General features: G+C 38.6%; 14 protein-coding genes. All 14 read left to right on the forward strand.

What is annotated here, in order from left to right:
- Nucleotides 1-11: 11 nt before the first annotated feature.
- On the forward strand, nucleotides 12-365 hold the full coding sequence (gene ftsL / locus ACVBAX_RS05170; RefSeq protein WP_119707451.1) for a cell division protein FtsL: 354 nt from the start codon (nucleotides 12-14) through the stop codon (nucleotides 363-365).
- Nucleotides 365-2602 carry a penicillin-binding protein gene (locus tag ACVBAX_RS05175; RefSeq protein WP_447116147.1) on the forward strand — a complete coding sequence of 746 codons (2238 nt, stop codon included), beginning with the start codon at nucleotides 365-367 and terminating at the stop codon, nucleotides 2600-2602. Before ftsL ends, ACVBAX_RS05175 begins: the two co-directional genes overlap by 1 nt.
- Before the next feature lie 97 nt (nucleotides 2603-2699).
- Entirely contained in the window at nucleotides 2700-4649 is a 1950-nt protein-coding gene (locus ACVBAX_RS05180; protein ID WP_447116148.1) for a stage V sporulation protein D, read from the forward strand.
- Nucleotides 4650-4797: 148 nt separating this feature from the next.
- Nucleotides 4798-6267 (forward strand): UDP-N-acetylmuramoyl-L-alanyl-D-glutamate--2,6-diaminopimelate ligase, encoded by a 1470-nt coding sequence (locus ACVBAX_RS05185; protein WP_447116149.1) that lies wholly within the window; start codon nucleotides 4798-4800, stop codon nucleotides 6265-6267.
- 147 nt (nucleotides 6268-6414) lie between these two features.
- On the forward strand, nucleotides 6415-7389 hold the full coding sequence (mraY, locus tag ACVBAX_RS05190; protein ID WP_430773832.1) for a phospho-N-acetylmuramoyl-pentapeptide-transferase: 975 nt from the start codon (nucleotides 6415-6417) through the stop codon (nucleotides 7387-7389).
- Nucleotides 7390-8742 carry a UDP-N-acetylmuramoyl-L-alanine--D-glutamate ligase gene (gene murD, locus ACVBAX_RS05195; protein ID WP_447116150.1) on the forward strand — a complete coding sequence of 451 codons (1353 nt, stop codon included), beginning with the start codon at nucleotides 7390-7392 and terminating at the stop codon, nucleotides 8740-8742.
- Nucleotides 8743-8837: 95 nt separating this feature from the next.
- Nucleotides 8838-9938 (forward strand): stage V sporulation protein E, encoded by a 1101-nt coding sequence (gene spoVE / locus ACVBAX_RS05200; RefSeq protein ID WP_119707456.1) that lies wholly within the window; start codon nucleotides 8838-8840, stop codon nucleotides 9936-9938.
- Nucleotides 9939-10144: 206 nt separating this feature from the next.
- Nucleotides 10145-11251 (forward strand): undecaprenyldiphospho-muramoylpentapeptide beta-N-acetylglucosaminyltransferase, encoded by a 1107-nt coding sequence (gene murG, locus ACVBAX_RS05205; RefSeq protein WP_447116151.1) that lies wholly within the window; start codon nucleotides 10145-10147, stop codon nucleotides 11249-11251.
- Between the two features lie 75 nt (nucleotides 11252-11326).
- Nucleotides 11327-12235, forward strand: coding sequence for a UDP-N-acetylmuramate dehydrogenase (gene murB, locus ACVBAX_RS05210; RefSeq protein ID WP_447116152.1), 909 nt, complete (start codon nucleotides 11327-11329; stop codon nucleotides 12233-12235).
- A gap of 164 nt (nucleotides 12236-12399) precedes the next feature.
- Nucleotides 12400-13194 carry a cell division protein FtsQ/DivIB gene (locus ACVBAX_RS05215; protein ID WP_430773836.1) on the forward strand — a complete coding sequence of 265 codons (795 nt, stop codon included), beginning with the start codon at nucleotides 12400-12402 and terminating at the stop codon, nucleotides 13192-13194.
- Nucleotides 13172-13873, forward strand: coding sequence for a DUF881 domain-containing protein (locus ACVBAX_RS05220; protein WP_447116153.1), 702 nt, complete (start codon nucleotides 13172-13174; stop codon nucleotides 13871-13873). The genes ACVBAX_RS05215 and ACVBAX_RS05220 overlap by 23 nt, the downstream gene beginning before the upstream one ends.
- A gap of 52 nt (nucleotides 13874-13925) precedes the next feature.
- Nucleotides 13926-14654 carry a DUF881 domain-containing protein gene (locus tag ACVBAX_RS05225; protein WP_447116154.1) on the forward strand — a complete coding sequence of 243 codons (729 nt, stop codon included), beginning with the start codon at nucleotides 13926-13928 and terminating at the stop codon, nucleotides 14652-14654.
- Nucleotides 14655-14656: 2 nt separating this feature from the next.
- On the forward strand, nucleotides 14657-15007 hold the full coding sequence (locus tag ACVBAX_RS05230; RefSeq protein WP_119707461.1) for a small basic family protein: 351 nt from the start codon (nucleotides 14657-14659) through the stop codon (nucleotides 15005-15007).
- A gap of 128 nt (nucleotides 15008-15135) precedes the next feature.
- Complete coding sequence (ftsA, locus tag ACVBAX_RS05235; protein WP_447116155.1) at nucleotides 15136-16419, forward strand: cell division protein FtsA; 1284 nt, start codon at nucleotides 15136-15138, stop codon at nucleotides 16417-16419.
- Nucleotides 16420-16459: the final 40 nt, after the last annotated feature.

The following is a 16459-nucleotide window of genomic DNA, read 5'->3' on the forward strand; positions in this document are numbered from 1 at the left end:
GAGGGAATAGGATGAGTAACTTAGCAAGGAAGCTTCAGCAGGAACAGCAGCAACAAACCGTACAAGCACCTCAAAAGGTAAGAAAGACTAACTCATGGTTGTCTCCTGGAGAGAAAATCCTTGGTGTCACTTTTTGTGCCGCTCTATGCTTTGGTGCCGTACATATTATTTCAAATCAAGCGGCGATTTATGAGTTAAATAAGGATATACAAAATACCTCTGTTAAATTAGAGGACCAGCAGAAGATTAATAATGACTTAAGAATGCAAGTGGGAGAGTTAAGCACTCCAGATCGAATCCGTAGCATGGCAGAAAAGCTTGGATTAAAGCTTAATGACAATAATGTTAAGGTTGTGCAGGAGTAATGACAAAGAAACAGCCCAATATGAATGTGGGAGCAGCGATATTATTTATAATATTTAGCCTGCTCTTTTTTGTCTTAATTTTTCGGTATGTAACGATTTTGGCAACAGGAGAAGTGCACGGTCAGAATTTGTCTGCTTTAGCTCAGCAAAAATATGAGAAAGAGGCAACAATTGAGGCTACAAGAGGAACGATCTATGACAACAATGGTGAAGTGATTGCAGAAGATACAGCTTCCTTCAAGTTAGTTGCAATTTTGGATGAAACATTAACCACTAGTCCTAAAAATCCAAGACATGTCGTTGATAAAGAAAAGACGGCTAGAGAATTGTCAAAAGTGATTGATTTAGAAGAATCAGAGATTTATAGAATTCTTTCTAAAGAGGGTGCTAAGCAGGTAGAGTTCGGAACGAAGGGTAGAGATATTTCAATTCAAGTAAAAACGGAAATTGAAAATCTAAAACTTCCAGGAATTACATTTATACGTGGATCAAAGCGTTTTTATCCAAACGGCATTTTTTCCTCTCACGTAGTTGGCTATGTGGATGTGGATGAAGAAACGAATCAAACGGTAGGGCAACTTGGAATTGAAAAATCAATGAACGAAGAATTAACCGGAATTAATGGGAAAGTAAATTACCCGGGTGACTTTTGGGGATATATCCTACCCGGCGGTGAGGAAAATGTAACAGCGGCTAAAGATGGATATGATATTTATTTAACACTCGATAAAAAGATCCAGACTCTTCTGGAGGATGCTATGAACAAAGTGGTTGAACAGTATGATCCAGCTAAAATGGTCGCGGTAGTAGCTGATCCAAAGACCGGTGAAATTTTAGCGATGGCGCAAAGACCAACGTTCCATCCAACAACAAGAGAAGGGATTTCTGACACGTGGCATAACGAAGTGATTGAAAACTCATTTGAACCAGGATCGACTATGAAAATTTTCACACTTGCTGCGGCTGTCCAGGAAGGTGTTTTTAATCCGAATGAGGGGTACCAATCAGGTTCATATAAACCAACGGAAAATTCGCAAAGGATTCACGACCATAATGGTAGCGGGTGGGGTACGATTTCCTATTTAGAAGGATTACAAAGATCATCGAATGTAGCGTTTGCTAAACTTGTGAAGGAAAAGATCGGGTATGATACGTTTCGAGAGTATTTAACGAAGTTTGGATTTGATCAGCCAACTGGGATTGACCTTCCAAACGAAACGAGTGGAAAGATCGTTTACCAATACCCAATCGATAAAATTACAACAGGATATGGACAAGGTACAGCCATTACACCCATTCAGCAAATTCAAGCAGCGACTGCCATTGCAAACGGTGGTAAAATGGTGAAACCGCATGTTATTGATAAGATAGTAGACCCAACCTCTGGAAAGACAATTCAACAAACAGAAACAGAAGTTGTTGGAACACCAATCTCAGAGCAAACCGCGAACCAGGTTCTTGAGTATCTAGAGACAGTTGTAAGTTCTCCAAAGGGAACTGGGTATAACCGATACAATATTGAGGGCTATCAAGTTGCTGGGAAAACAGGTACTGCGAGTATGACACAAAATGGTGTGTACTTAAATGGGAAGAATGACTATGTGTTCTCGTTTTTAGGAATGGCACCTGCAGAAGATCCACGATTAATTATTTATGTTGCGGTACAGCAGCCGAAAGTAGACCATTATTCAGAAGGGTCTGTACCAGTTTCCATGATTTTTAATCCGGTGATGAAAAATAGTCTTCAGTATTTAAATATTGAACCAGCTGAGCAAGAAGAGGTAGAGCCAATTACTGTTCCAGATTTCTTAAATAAAAATGTTGGAGAAACTGAAGAGCAAGTAACTAGTTTTGGAGCTCATACCATTGTTATTGGAAATGGAACAAATGTAATTGCACAATCTCCACAAGCGGGAGAGAAAATACTTGCAGGAGAAAAGGTGTTCGTTGTAACAGATGGAGACTTGACAATGCCAGATGTTACAGGCTGGTCCTTAAGAGATGTTGTAAAGATTGCCTCGCTTGCTGATTTACAATTGAGTACAACTGGCAGCGGCTATGTAACAAAGCAAAATATTAGTGTAGGAAGCGTTGTGGCAGCGGGTGATCATTTAGTGATTCACTTAAAGGCACCGACAGAAGAAGAAACAAAGCTTGGTGATGATGCTTCTGAAGAAACGGGAACAGAAACAGAGGAAGGCACAGAAGAAAAAGCAGAAGAAGATGAATCAGAATAAGCTTAGAACGTACAAGTGATGCTTGTGCGTTCTATTTTTTTTTGTACAAGCATATAGTGGAACGAGCCATATATGTTGTTAGGAGGTTCTAACGAAGATGCGAGTGTCAAATGTTACAGTACGAAAAAGACTAACGATCTCACTTTTAGTAGGGTTTCTCATTTTCTTTATTATTGATGTAAGGCTAGGGTATGTACAATTTGCATTAGGAAATATTTTAACCGATGGAGCGAAAGATCTTTGGAGTCGGAATATTCCTTTTGAACCCGAGCGTGGTGAAATTGTCGATCGTAACGGTGTTGCACTCGCTACAAATAAAAGTGCACCGACCGTTTATGTCGTGCCAAGACAGGTGAAGGATCCTGCGAAAACATCAGAGCAGCTAGCTGCCGTATTAAACTTTTCAAAAGAGAAGGCGTACCAATATGTAACAAAGTCAGCGTCGATCGTAAGAATTAATGAGGGGCGAAAAATTACCCATGAAAAGGCGAATGAAGTTCGTGACTTGAACTTAGAAGGCGTGTATATCGGAGAAGATTCAAAGCGCCACTATCCGTTTGGGAACTATTTATCTCATGTTCTCGGTTTTACAGGGAGTGATAATCAGGGATTAACAGGACTTGAAGCGTATTATGACAAAGAGCTCATGGGGGAAGAAGGTTCTGTAAAATTCTATGCAAATGCCAAAGGACAAAGAATGAATGATATGGCAGATGACTATGAGGCTCCTGTGGATGGATTGGATTTGAAGCTAACCATTGATTCAAAGGTCCAAACGATAGTAGAAAGAGAGTTGGATAATGCACAGGCACAATATAATCCTGATGGTATGATAGCTATAGCTATGGACCCGAATACCGGAGAGATTTTGGCTATGTCAAGTCGGCCAGGATTTGATCCAGCAGAGTTCCAAGAGGTGAATCCTGAAGTGTATAACCGAAATCTCCCTGTTTGGAGTACGTATGAGCCAGGGTCTACCTTTAAGGTTATAACGCTAGCAGCTGCACTTGAAGAGGGGAAAGTAGATTTAGAGAATGATCACTTTCATGACTCTGGATCGGTCAAGGTTGGTGGAGCAACTCTAAGATGCTGGAAACGAGGGGGACATGGTTCACAAACCTATTTGGAGGTTGTACAAAATTCCTGTAACCCAGGTTTTGTTCAATTAGGTGAAAGTCTCGGGAAAGATACATTATTTAAGTATATAAAGGATTTTGGATTTGGACAGAAAACAGGAATTGACTTACAAGGAGAAGGAAGGGGGATCCTATTTAATCTAGATCGAGTCGGACCAGTTGAATTAGCTACGACTGCATTTGGTCAAGGGGTATCAGTTACACCTATTCAACAGGTTGCTGCGATATCGGCGGCGATTAACGGTGGTACATTATACACCCCTTATATTGCGAAGGAATTAGTTGATCCGCGAACCGGTGAAGTTGTAATGAAAAAGTCACCAGTAGCGAAACGAAAGGTAATTTCAGAAGAAACTTCAGAGAAGATCCGATATGCTCTTGAAAGTGTTGTGGCACAAGGATCAGGAGGAAGAGCCTTTGTTGAAGGCTACCGAGTGGGTGGTAAAACAGGAACAGCGCAAAAGGTAAAGGACGGAAGGTATATGGAAAATAATCATATCGTTTCTTTTATTGGATTTGCGCCAGCGGACGACCCACAACTCGTTGTGTATGTGGCTGTTGACAATCCTAAGGGAACTACTCAGTTTGGGGGAGTTGTATCCGCGCCAATCGTAGGCAGCATTATGGGTGATAGTTTGAGAGCTTTAGGAGTAGAACCTAGAAAGGGTCAGCTAGAAAAAGAGTACAAGTGGCCAGATGTACCAATGATTGAGGTTCCTGATGTAGTAGGGATGACCAAAACAGAACTTGGCGATTTATTTGTTAATTTAAAAATTGAAACCTCTGGAGAGGGTAATGTTGTGGTAAAACAAACACCGGAAGCAGGGGTAAAGTTAAAAGAAGGATCAACCATTCGATTGTATTTTGATAATGTGGAACAGAAGGAAGACGACAAAGAGAAAGAAGAATAGACTGATTCAGTGTGAAGGCGGCGAAGTTTTTTCGCCGTCTTTTCAAAATGCTACATTATAGAATAGCGAAAAAGGATAACTTCATGTAAAATAGATGGGCGCATGCTTTTTTTTGGAAGTAGGTTAAATTATGAGAGGATTTGAGGAAATGAAACTACATACACTGGTCAATCACCTTCAACCGCTTGTTCCTTTCGAGGGTGAAAATCCAGACATATTACACATACATAATGACAATCGTAAAGTAACAGAAGGTAGTTTATTTATTTGTATAAAAGGCTTTACTGTCGATGGTCATGATTTTGCTGAGAATGCGGTTAAGTCTGGTGCAGTAGCTGTAATAGCAGAAAGACCATTACAAGTGAACGTACCTGTTGTAATTGTAAAAGATACAAAACGTGCAATGGCAATTATAGCAGATGCTTTTTATGAACAGCCAAGTCAGAAAATGAAAGTTGTTGGTATCACCGGGACAAACGGGAAAACAACAACGAGTCATATTGTCGACCATATCTTGAAAGAGGCAGGCAAAAAAACCGGGCTGATTGGGACCATGTATACGAAAATTGGAGAAGATGTTCTTGAAACAAAAAATACCACACCTGAAAGCTTAATCTTACAGAATATCTTTCACCAAATGATTGAAAATCTTGTTGATTGTGCTGTTATGGAGGTTTCATCTCATGCGCTAGTGGAAGGAAGAGTTCATGGCACAGACTTTGATGTTGCTGTGTTTACAAATTTATCACAGGATCATTTGGATTTTCATGGATCGATGGAGGAGTACAAAAGAGCAAAAGGTTTATTGTTTGCCCAGTTAGGGAATAAATTTACACTCAATCAACCGAAATATGCTGTACTGAATTCTGATGATGAAGCTAGTGTACAGTACGCTCATTCCACTTCGGCACATATCCTAACATATGGCATTCAACAGGATGCAGATATTAAAGCGACCAATATTTCCATGTCAGCTAAAGGCACCTCTTTCTTATTAACTACTCCTATCGGCTCAACTAACGTGACGATCAAACTTGTTGGGAAATTTAATGTATATAATGTACTCGCCGCTATAGGTGCAGCACTGGCACTTGGAATTCCATTATCTGTTATAACCGACGCTTTAAGCATGATGGAAGGTGTAGCAGGAAGATTTGAACTTGTCGATGCAGGGCAAAACTTTACGGTTATAGTAGATTACTCGCATACACCTGATAGTTTACAGAACGCACTTGAGACCATTAAAGAATTTGCTTTAGGGAAGACTCATGTGGTCGTTGGCTGCGGAGGGGACCGCGACCGTACAAAGAGACCATTGATGGCAAGAATCGCATGTGATTATGCTGATGAAGCCATTTTTACTTCCGATAATCCAAGAAGTGAGGATCCATTTGAGATTTTAAAAGAGATGGAATCAGGGGTTATAGGAAGAAAATATAAAGTCCTCGAAAATCGAAAGCAGGCAATTTACGAGGCGATTACCCAAGCTGAGAAAAATGATATTATTCTCATTGCTGGAAAAGGTCATGAAACCTATCAGCAAATTGGCAAGGATATTCACCATTTTGACGACAGACTCGTTGCAAAGGAAGCCATTTTAGAAAAAAATAAAGCGTAAAGCAAGAAAGGCTAGAATTCACATGATATTATACAAATTTTCACATGAAAAACTTCTGAATACAAAGGAACAAACATATGATATTGCTGTACTACATAAACAGCTTATTCATACTAGTGTTTCCGTGATGGAAAAAGTGGGGGGAAAGTGATGGAGCAAGTTATATTATTCACGATATTAGTGGGATTTCTCATTTCGGTCATCCTATCCCCAATTTTGATTCCGTTTTTAAGAAGGTTGAAATTCGGACAAAGCATTAGAGAAGAAGGACCTAAATCGCATCAAAAGAAATCAGGTACTCCGACGATGGGTGGAACGATGATTTTATTATCTATCGTTGTTACAACTATTGTGATGACATCGAAATATTCGGAGCTTTCCGTACAAACATACTTACTACTTTTTGTAACAATAGGGTTTGGTCTTTTAGGATTTTTAGATGACTTTATTAAAGTGGTCATGAAGAGGAATCTAGGGTTAACTTCTAAACAAAAGCTATTTGGACAAATCGTAATCTCGTTTATTTTTTACTTTATTTTAAGACAAAATGAATTTTCAACAACAGTCTCCATTCCGCTAACAGATATTAGTTTTGACCTTGGTTGGATGTATGTATTTTTTATCATTTTCTGGTTGGTCGGGTTTTCAAATGCAGTAAATTTAACAGACGGTCTAGATGGCCTAGTTTCGGGAACAGCAGCTATTGCTTTTGGAGCCTTTGCTGTATTGTCTTGGTACCAGGGAGCATATGATGTAGCCATTTTCTCTTTGGCAGTTGTTGGTGCTGTACTAGGATTTCTTGTGTTTAATGCACATCCCGCTAAAGTGTTCATGGGAGATACGGGTTCTCTTGCTTTAGGGGGAGCGATCGCTACCATTGCTATCTTAACTAAGTTAGAAATTCTGCTAATAATCATCGGAGGAATATTTGTTGTTGAAACATTGTCTGTGATTTTGCAGGTAATCTCCTTTAAAACAACTGGTAAAAGAATATTCCGTATGAGTCCTTTGCATCATCATTATGAGTTAATTGGTTGGTCTGAATGGAGAGTAGTTGTCACGTTCTGGACAGTTGGGTTATTATGTGCAGTATTAGGAATCTATATCGAGGTGTGGTTGTAATTGAGAGATATTAAAGATTATGTTCATAAAAAAGTACTAGTACTTGGTTTAGCGAAGAGTGGGGTCGGTGCAGCAAATTTGTTGCACCGTTTAGGTGCGTTTGTCACTGTAAATGATAATAAGCCATTATCTGAGAACCCTGAAGCTCAAGGGTTGCTTGAACAAGGAATTACAGTAATTTGTGGAAGTCACCCAGTCGAGCTTTTAGATGATGGCTTTGAGCTTATCGTAAAGAACCCAGGTATTCCTTATCATAATGAGATGATCCAAGTGGCCATTGAAAAAGGAATTCCTATTATTACTGAGGTGGAGCTTGCGTATCAAATTTCAGAAGCTCCTTTTATTGCCATAACAGGTACAAATGGAAAAACAACAACAACCACTCTTATTTTTGAAATGTTAAAGGCGGGAAATAAAGCGCCTTTAATTGCGGGGAACATTGGAACTGTTGCATCAGAAGTGGCTCAGGAAGCAACATCTGAAAATACGATTGTTATTGAACTATCATCGTTTCAGTTAATGGGAATTACAACATTTAAGCCGAGGATTGCTGTACTCACAAATCTGTATGATGCTCATTTAGACTATCATGGTACCAGAGGAGAGTATTGGAGTGCGAAAGCAAATATAACGAAGTACCAAACAGATGAAGATTACTTTATCGTGAATGGAGATCAAGAGAGTACATTCGAAATAGGCCAAAGAAGCAACGCGGTCTGTGTTCCTTTTTCTACAAAACAATTTCAACCAAATGGTGCCTATGTATTAGATGATTATCTGTACTTTAAAGAAGAAAAGATTATTGAAATCTCTGAAATTGTTTTACCCGGTGAGCATAACCTTGAAAATATCCTTTCAGCAGTAGCTGCTGCAAAACTTACAAATGTTTCAAACGAAGCAATCGTCGAGGTACTGACCACCTTTACTGGTGTTAAGCATCGTCTTCAATATATTGGAGAAATCGAAGGGCGTAAGTTTTATAATGATTCAAAAGCAACGAATATATTAGCAACAGAAAAAGCTTTAACTGCATTTAAAACACCTATTGTGTTACTTGCCGGAGGATTGGATCGTGGAAACGGGTTTGACGAGTTAATTCCATTCTTACACAATGTGAAAACCGTTGTCACGTTTGGGCAAACGGCTCCTAAAATTGAGGAGGCAGCACAGAAGGCAGGAATAAAAACAATTGTCCGTGTCGATAATGTGGAAAAAGCCGTACCTGTTGCCTTTACCCACTCAAGTCCTGGAGATGTGATCCTCTTATCACCTGCATGTGCTAGCTGGGATCAATACAAAACTTTTGAGGTTAGAGGAGACATTTTTATCAATGCGGTGCATAAGCTTAAGTAAGGGCTTGTCTTATGGAGACTATTGAACGTAATGGTATCTAATTAAGGTGTAATCCTCACTGTAAGCCCTAAAACTTGCATTCGAGGTGTGTTCTTTTGCCGACTAAAAAAGCTACTCCAGATCTGATATTATTGATTGTAACATTTACCCTTTTAGCGACCGGATTAATTATGGTTTATAGTGCGAGTGCCATTTGGGCTGACTATAAATTTGACGATTCATTTTATTTTGCCAAACGACAAATGTTGTTTGCTGGGGTCGGAATTGTGGCCATGTTCTTCATTATGAATGTCGATTATTGGACGTGGCGAACTTTCGCAAAAATGATTATAATCATCTGTTTTGTCCTTCTTGTTCTTGTACTCATCCCAGGGATAGGAAATGTAAGAAACGGCTCCCGAAGCTGGATTGGAGTTGGTGCGTTTTCTATTCAGCCTTCAGAGTTTATGAAGCTCGCGATGATTGCGTTTTTAGCAAAGTTTCTTTCGGAAAATCAAAAAAAGATTACTTCTTTTAGAAAAGGTCTAATGCCATCCCTTGGCTTAGTATTCCTAGCCTTCGGGATGATTATGCTACAGCCAGATTTAGGGACTGGAACGGTGATGGTTGGAACATCTGTTGTCATGATTTTTATCGCTGGTGCTAGAATTGGCCATTTTGTGGGCTTAGGATTGCTAGGGGTTATTGGGTTTGTTGGGCTTGTTATATCAGCCCCTTATCGGATTAAGAGGATTACCTCCTTTTTAGATCCATGGGAGGACCCACTCGGCAGTGGTTTTCAAATCATTCAATCACTATATGCAATCGGACCGGGTGGATTATTTGGATTAGGTTTAGGTCAAAGTAGACAAAAATTCTTTTATTTACCTGAACCCCAAACCGATTTCATCTTTGCCATTTTGGCGGAGGAATTAGGATTTATTGGAGGCTCCTTTGTTCTCCTTCTATTTGCATTATTGTTGTGGCGAGGAATTCGGATTGCATTAGGTGCTCCAGATTTGTTTGGTAGTTTCTTAGCAGTTGGAATTGTTGCAATGGTCGCTATTCAAGTAATGATTAACGTGGGTGTAGTTACAGGATTGATGCCGGTTACTGGAATTACTCTTCCGTTTCTAAGCTATGGAGGTTCTTCCTTAACACTCATGCTTATGGCCATTGGGGTGCTACTAAATGTTAGTAAACACTCGAAATTATGAGATAGGTATGCTTAAGAACCCTGTAATTCATGCAGGGTTCTCTTCTGTTTATTATTACATTTAGATGACAATCGTTCGTTGTTTTTCGATTTGTCGTTTGAAATATAGTAAAATGGGGTAAAACGTGAGGGTGATTTTTTTCAGATTACATCATGACTATCATCTGTGAATAGTTGATTTTTCAACGTTAAGGAGAGTGGAAAGAATTGCGTATAGTTGTAAGTGGTGGTGGAACCGGTGGTCATATTTATCCGGCTCTAGCCCTTATTAGAGAGATACAAAAGGAACATAAAAATGCTGAGTTTTTATATATCGGTACCGAAAAAGGATTAGAAAACACCATTGTTAGAAGAGAAAATATTCCTTTTCAATCAATACATATTACTGGGTTTAAACGTAAACTTTCAATAGATAATGTGAAAACGGTAATTAGATTCTTAAAGGGTGTTCAAAAAAGTAAGCAATATTTAAAAGAATTTAAAGCAGATGTTGTCATAGGAACAGGCGGGTACGTATGCGGTCCTGTTGTTTATGCTGCTTCTAAGCTCGGAATTCCAACCATCATACATGAACAAAACAGTGTGCCAGGATTAACGAATAAATTTTTAAGTCGATATGTTGATAAGGTTGCTATTTGTTTTGAAGAAGCCAAAAGCTATTTTCCTCAAGAAAAGGTGGAGCTTACAGGGAATCCTAGGGCATCTGAAGTATTAAATAAGGATGGAATTAAGGGAAAGCTGTCTGTTGGTTTAAAAACGAATGTCCCATCAGTGCTAGTAGTAGGTGGAAGTCGTGGGGCGCGACCAATCAATGAAGCGATTTTAAAATCATTATCAGTGCTTAGTGAAAAACCTTATCAGGTATTATATGTAACTGGAGAGGTGCACTATGATGAAGTACTTAAAGAAGTGGAATTGGTAGGTAATCCCAATAACGTAATTGTTAAGCCTTTTATTCATAATATGCCAGAAGTGCTTGCAGGAATGGATTTAATTGTTGCTCGAGCAGGTGCAACGACGTTAGCTGAATTGACATCATTAGGAGTACCAAGCATACTAGTTCCTAGCCCCTATGTAACAAACAATCACCAGGAAAAAAATGCTCGCGCCTTAAGTGATCATGGTGCTGCCATACTAATGCTGGAAAAAGACTTAACGGCTACTAAATTAATAGAGCAAATGGATTCTCTCTTACTTCATAAAGAGAGCTTAAAAGAAATGAAGCAAGCGGCCTATAAATTAGGAATTCGTGATGCGGCCCAGAGACTGTATCAATTAATGGAGACGTTATTAAAAGAGAGAAACAGTAGATAATGAATTCTTCGTTTGTAGCCTAGATTTGACACGATGCATAAGATAAAATAACTCCGACTGAAAGGGGAGGTAGGAATGATTGGATTAGCTGAAGAACTAAAGCAATCTAAGATTGGAACGGTTAAAGAAAATGAGCCAATGGCGAATCATACAACGATTAAGATTGGTGGACCTGCAGAACTTTTTGTAGAGCCCTCATCAGTAGAAAACTTAGAAACGACCATGAATTTGATCCGAAAGTACAAAGTACTGTGGATTGCTATTGGAAGAGGGTCAAACTTACTCGTGTCTGATCGAGGAATTTCCGGTGTGGTCATTAAACTTGGTTCAGGGTTAGATAAGGTTGAGATAAATGGTACTACACTTACGGTTGGTGGTGGACACTCACTTGTGAGCTTGGCCACCTCAATCAGTAGAAAAGGGCTATCAGGATTAGAGTTTGCTAGTGGGATTCCTGGTTCTGTCGGTGGGGCAGTGTTCATGAATGCCGGGGCACACGGATCTGATATTTCAAAGATACTTGACAAAGCGCTTGTACTATTTGAAGACGGTTCATTAGAATGGGTTTCGAATGAGCAAATGGAATTTTCTTATCGAACCTCTGTGCTGCAAAAAAAACGCCCAGGAGTTGTTGTTGAAGCAGTATTTTCATTGAAAGAAGGAAACAAGGATTCTATTTTTAGTGAAATGCAAAAGAACAAGGACTACCGAAAAGAGACACAACCTTGGAATTTCCCGTGTGCAGGCAGTATTTTTCGAAATCCACTGCCAAATTATGCAGGTAAGTTGATTGAGGTTGCTGGCCTAAAGGGTTACCAAATCGGTGGGGCTAAGATATCAGAGATGCATGGGAATTTCATTGTAAATACAGGAAATGCAAAGGCAGATGATGTTTTACAGTTAATTCAGCATGTCAAGGATACAATATATGACTTGTATGAAGTAAAAATGGAAACAGAAGTTGAAATAATAGGAATAAAATAGGATGAATGTCCCCCTTACAAAGTATCAGTATATGATATAATAAATACTTGGGAAATTACTTATTACCTAAAAAATAACGGCATGATTTCTCGTGCCGTTGTTTTCACTTATAAAAAATTATTGGATTATCAATTTATTACACAAAATATAGTTGCATTGGTGAGGTGATTGGATTGGATCAAGGGAAAATAGTCTCGATTGAAGAACGGATTCCCAAGTTGAAACAACAAAGACGAAAAAAGGCTAATAGAAGACTGGTCACTTTATTAAGTTTATTCTTCTTGTTAATCGTTTGTGTCGTTTATTTCCAATCACCGTTAAGTCATATTAAAAGGATAAGTGTTTCTGGTAATGACTTATACAAGGCTGAACATCTAGTGGAAAGCAGTGGCTTGTCCACTGGTATGAATATTTGGAAGCTCGATAAAAAAGAAGTGGAAAAGGAAATAGAAAAGCTTCCGGAAATAAAAACAGCAACCGTAAAATGGTCATTCCCTAATAATGTATTAATTACTGTAAAGGAATATGATCGAATAGCAGTTATTGCAAAAGAAAATTCGTTTATTCCCGTTTTAGAGAATGGTGAAATACTTGAGGATGAGGGAAGTACGAGCTCACCTTCTAATGCTCCAATATTAATTGGTTTTACAGAAGGAGAGATACTTGAAGAGATGGTTAGTAGCTTGAAAGAGCTCCCGTTTGAAATTCTTTACTCCATTTCTGAAGTGAATTACACACCGAAAGAAACGGATCGTTTCCATATTTCTTTATACATGAATGATGGAAATGAAGTTAGTGCATCTTTAAGGAGCTTTTCAAAAAAAATGATACATTACCCTTCCATCGTGAGTCAGTTAGATCCATCACAAAAGGGAGTCATTGATTTAGAGGTTGGTTCGTATTTTAAATCATACGAATCAGGAGGAGTTGAAACAAGTGAAGAAGAGGGTGAAGGGTAAACATGTTATCCTCTCGTTAGTTTTCCTTGTATTAGGATATATGGTGTCTTTTTCTTACCACTTAACTAAACAGGAAAAGGCACAAAATACGATATCGGACAAGCAGTGGAATCGGGATTTAGAATTGCGCAATCAGTTGATTGCTCAGGAAGAAAGAAACCGAGAGCTTCAAAATGAGTTAAAGGAAAAACAAGATAAAATTGTAGAGATTGAAGAAGAATTAGCGAAAGAAGAACAAGTTTTCTTCAATATTGCAGAAGACGCTGAGAAATATCGTATGTTTGTAGGGAAAGTTAAGGTAAAAGGAAGGGGAGTAGAAGTGTCCCTTGCTGATGGTGACTACAATCCAAATGAAGAAAACATTAATAACTATATTGTTCATGAGCATCATGTCTTTAAAGTAATTAATGAGTTATATATATCGGGTGCTGCGGCAATTGCGATAAATGGGCAAAGGCTCACACATAATTCCTATATTCTTTGTAATGGTCCAGTGATTGAAGTGGATGGCTATCAGCATCCTGCTCCATTCGTAATTACGGCTATTGGTGATCCTGATGTCATGACCTCTGCATTGAATATAACAGGTGGAATTAAAGATATGCTTGTAAGTGACAATATTGAAGTAACGATCGAGAAAAAAGAAGAAGTTATTTTAGATCCACTATTAGGTACTTAACTCATTTGCAAGTTTTGTCCACAAATATTGTAGAAAGCTAGGTGATTATTGCGTGGACAGAAAGAAAATAAATAGCTTGGTAATCATCGGGGTAATTGTAGGCTTTATGCTTGCAATCCAATTTCAAACTGTCTCTAAGCCAGAGGTAAGAGACACACGGGATACATGGCAGCTTCGTGAAGACTTAGTGAAGGAAAAGGAGCTTCAATCGCGACTGATTAAAGAAATTCGTTCCAATGAAGAAAAATTGAACGAATACGAAACGGAAAGGGAACAAGGCAAGGAGAATACATTAAGGAATACTCTAGAGGAATTAAAGCAAGAAGCAGGACTAACTGAGATGTCTGGACCAGGTTTGACGATTTACATAGAACAACTGAATGAAGAATTGATCCTAGGGACTGCAGGTGCTACGCTTTCAGCAGACCTATTAGAACGACTACTTAATGAAATAAATATGTATGGTGCAAAACATGTTTCAGTCGCTGGTCAAAGGGTGATCAATACAACGGTTATCCGTGATATCAATGGCGAAACGAAAATAAACGGACGTTCTCTAACGAAATTTCCTATCGAAATTATCGTCTTGACAGAGGATTTTACCGTTGCGGAAAAGCTGTACAATCAAATGCAGGTTTCTAAATCAGCAGAAGAATTCTTTATTGATAATCTAACCGTTACCGTAAAGAAGCCTGAGCTTTCCATTACTGTACCAGCCTTTGAAGATTCCATTCGAATTAGAGGTATGGAGCAAGTAAAATCTGACAAAGGAGATAGTTAATCATGTGGCTTCCCCTTTTAGGATTAATAATTGGAGTCGTCCTAGGTTTATTAACCGATATATCTGTTCCAGAGGAATATTCTAATTATCTATCCATCGCCGTATTAGCAGCCCTTGATACTTTATTCGGGGGAATTAGGGCGCATTTGCAAAATATATATGATGAAAAGGTTTTTGTTTCCGGTTTTTTCTTTAATATTATTCTTGCTGCAAGTTTAGCTTTTCTAGGTGTTCATCTTGGTGTAGACTTGTATTTAGCAGCAGTTTTTGCCTTTGGAGTAAGGCTGTTTCAAAATATAGCCGTTATTCGAAGAATTTTGCTAACAAAATGGTCTACAAGTAAAGAAAAATAGAAAAAATTTGTATATTTTAAAAGGGAATATATTAATTTTGCCGAATAATTTTATAGATACATTATTATACGGTCAGAAAAACGGAATTGTTGTTCAATTTTTTGAATTGTTAAAGGAGGTGCCAAAGAATGAACAGCAATGAAATTTATGTAAGTCTTGACATCGGTACATCCAGTGTAAAAGTGATCATTGGGGAAATGGTCAATGACTCTTTGAATATTATTGGTGTTGGCAATGTTAAATCCGAAGGACTAAGAAAAGGATCCATTGTTGATATAGATGAAACCGTTCATTCTATTAGAAAGGCAATAGAACAAGCTGAGAGAATGATAGGCATGGAAATTAATAAGGTAATTGTTGGTGTAACTGGAAATCATGTGATGTTACAGCCTTGTCATGGTGTAGTAGCTGTTTCAAGTGAAAATCGTGAAATTACCAATGATGATGTAGCTCGAGTAATTGATGCAGCGCAAGTAATTTCTATTCCTCCTGAGCGTGAGATTATTGATGTCATTCCTAAGCAATTTATTGTAGATGGACTAGATGAAATAAATGACCCGCGGGGAATGATAGGTGTAAGGCTTGAAATGGAAGGAACGATCATTACAGGTTCTAAGACGATTTTACATAATACTCTTCGATGCGTAGAACGTTCTGGATTAGAAATCCTTGATATTACTTTACAACCACTAGCTTCTGGTGCTTTTGCACTTTCTAAGGATGAAAAAAACTTAGGGGTGGCACTCGTTGATATAGGTGGAGGGTCAACAACCATTAGTGTCTTTGAACAAGGGTTCTTACGAGCAACAAGTGTACTTCCAGTTGGTGGAGACCATATAACAAAAGATATCTCGATTGGTCTTCGTACATCTACTGAAGATGCTGAGAAAATAAAAACGAAACATGGACATGCTTTTTATGACCATGCTTCCGAGGAAGAAGTGTTTAGCGTACCGATTATCGGAAGCGATCAGCATCAACAGTTTAACCAGCTTGAAGTTTCTGATATTATTGAAGCAAGAATGGAAGAAGTTTTTGACCTTATTCAAAATGAAATTAGACGTTTGGGGATTCGTGATTTACCTGGTGGTTATGTGTTGTCAGGTGGAGTTGCAAACACCCAAGGAATTCTTGAATTAGCTCAAGTGGTTTTCCAAAACCGAGTACGCATCGCCATTCCGGATTATATTGGAGTGCGTGAGCCACAATACACGACTGCTGTCGGTTTAATAAAATTCGCTTATAAAAATGCTAAAATACAAGGTCGGTCTATTGGTAACAGTACAGCTGCCTCTGAAACAAAGGAAAAAAGAGTTCAAAAGCAGCCACAACCAAAAACAAAACCGGACAAGCAGCCGGAAGAAAAAATGACATCACGAGTGAAAAAATTCCTTGGTTACTTTTTTGAATAGTGTTTTCAATTGACCGCTACCGGGAATATCGACGAATTAG

The sequence above is a fragment of the Robertmurraya sp. GLU-23 genome, assembly GCF_052983275.1.

Coding starts and splice junctions, on each gene's coding strand:
- ftsL (WP_119707451.1), top strand. CDS start 12: ATGAGTAACTTAGCAAGGAAGCTTCAGCAGGAACAGCAGCAACAAACC.
- ACVBAX_RS05175 (WP_447116147.1), top strand. CDS start 365: ATGACAAAGAAACAGCCCAATATGAATGTGGGAGCAGCGATATTATTT.
- ACVBAX_RS05180 (WP_447116148.1), top strand. CDS start 2,700: ATGCGAGTGTCAAATGTTACAGTACGAAAAAGACTAACGATCTCACTT.
- ACVBAX_RS05185 (WP_447116149.1), top strand. CDS start 4,798: ATGAAACTACATACACTGGTCAATCACCTTCAACCGCTTGTTCCTTTC.
- murB (WP_447116152.1), top strand. CDS start 11,327: ATGATTGGATTAGCTGAAGAACTAAAGCAATCTAAGATTGGAACGGTT.
- ACVBAX_RS05230 (WP_119707461.1), top strand. CDS start 14,657: ATGTGGCTTCCCCTTTTAGGATTAATAATTGGAGTCGTCCTAGGTTTA.
- ftsA (WP_447116155.1), top strand. CDS start 15,136: ATGAACAGCAATGAAATTTATGTAAGTCTTGACATCGGTACATCCAGT.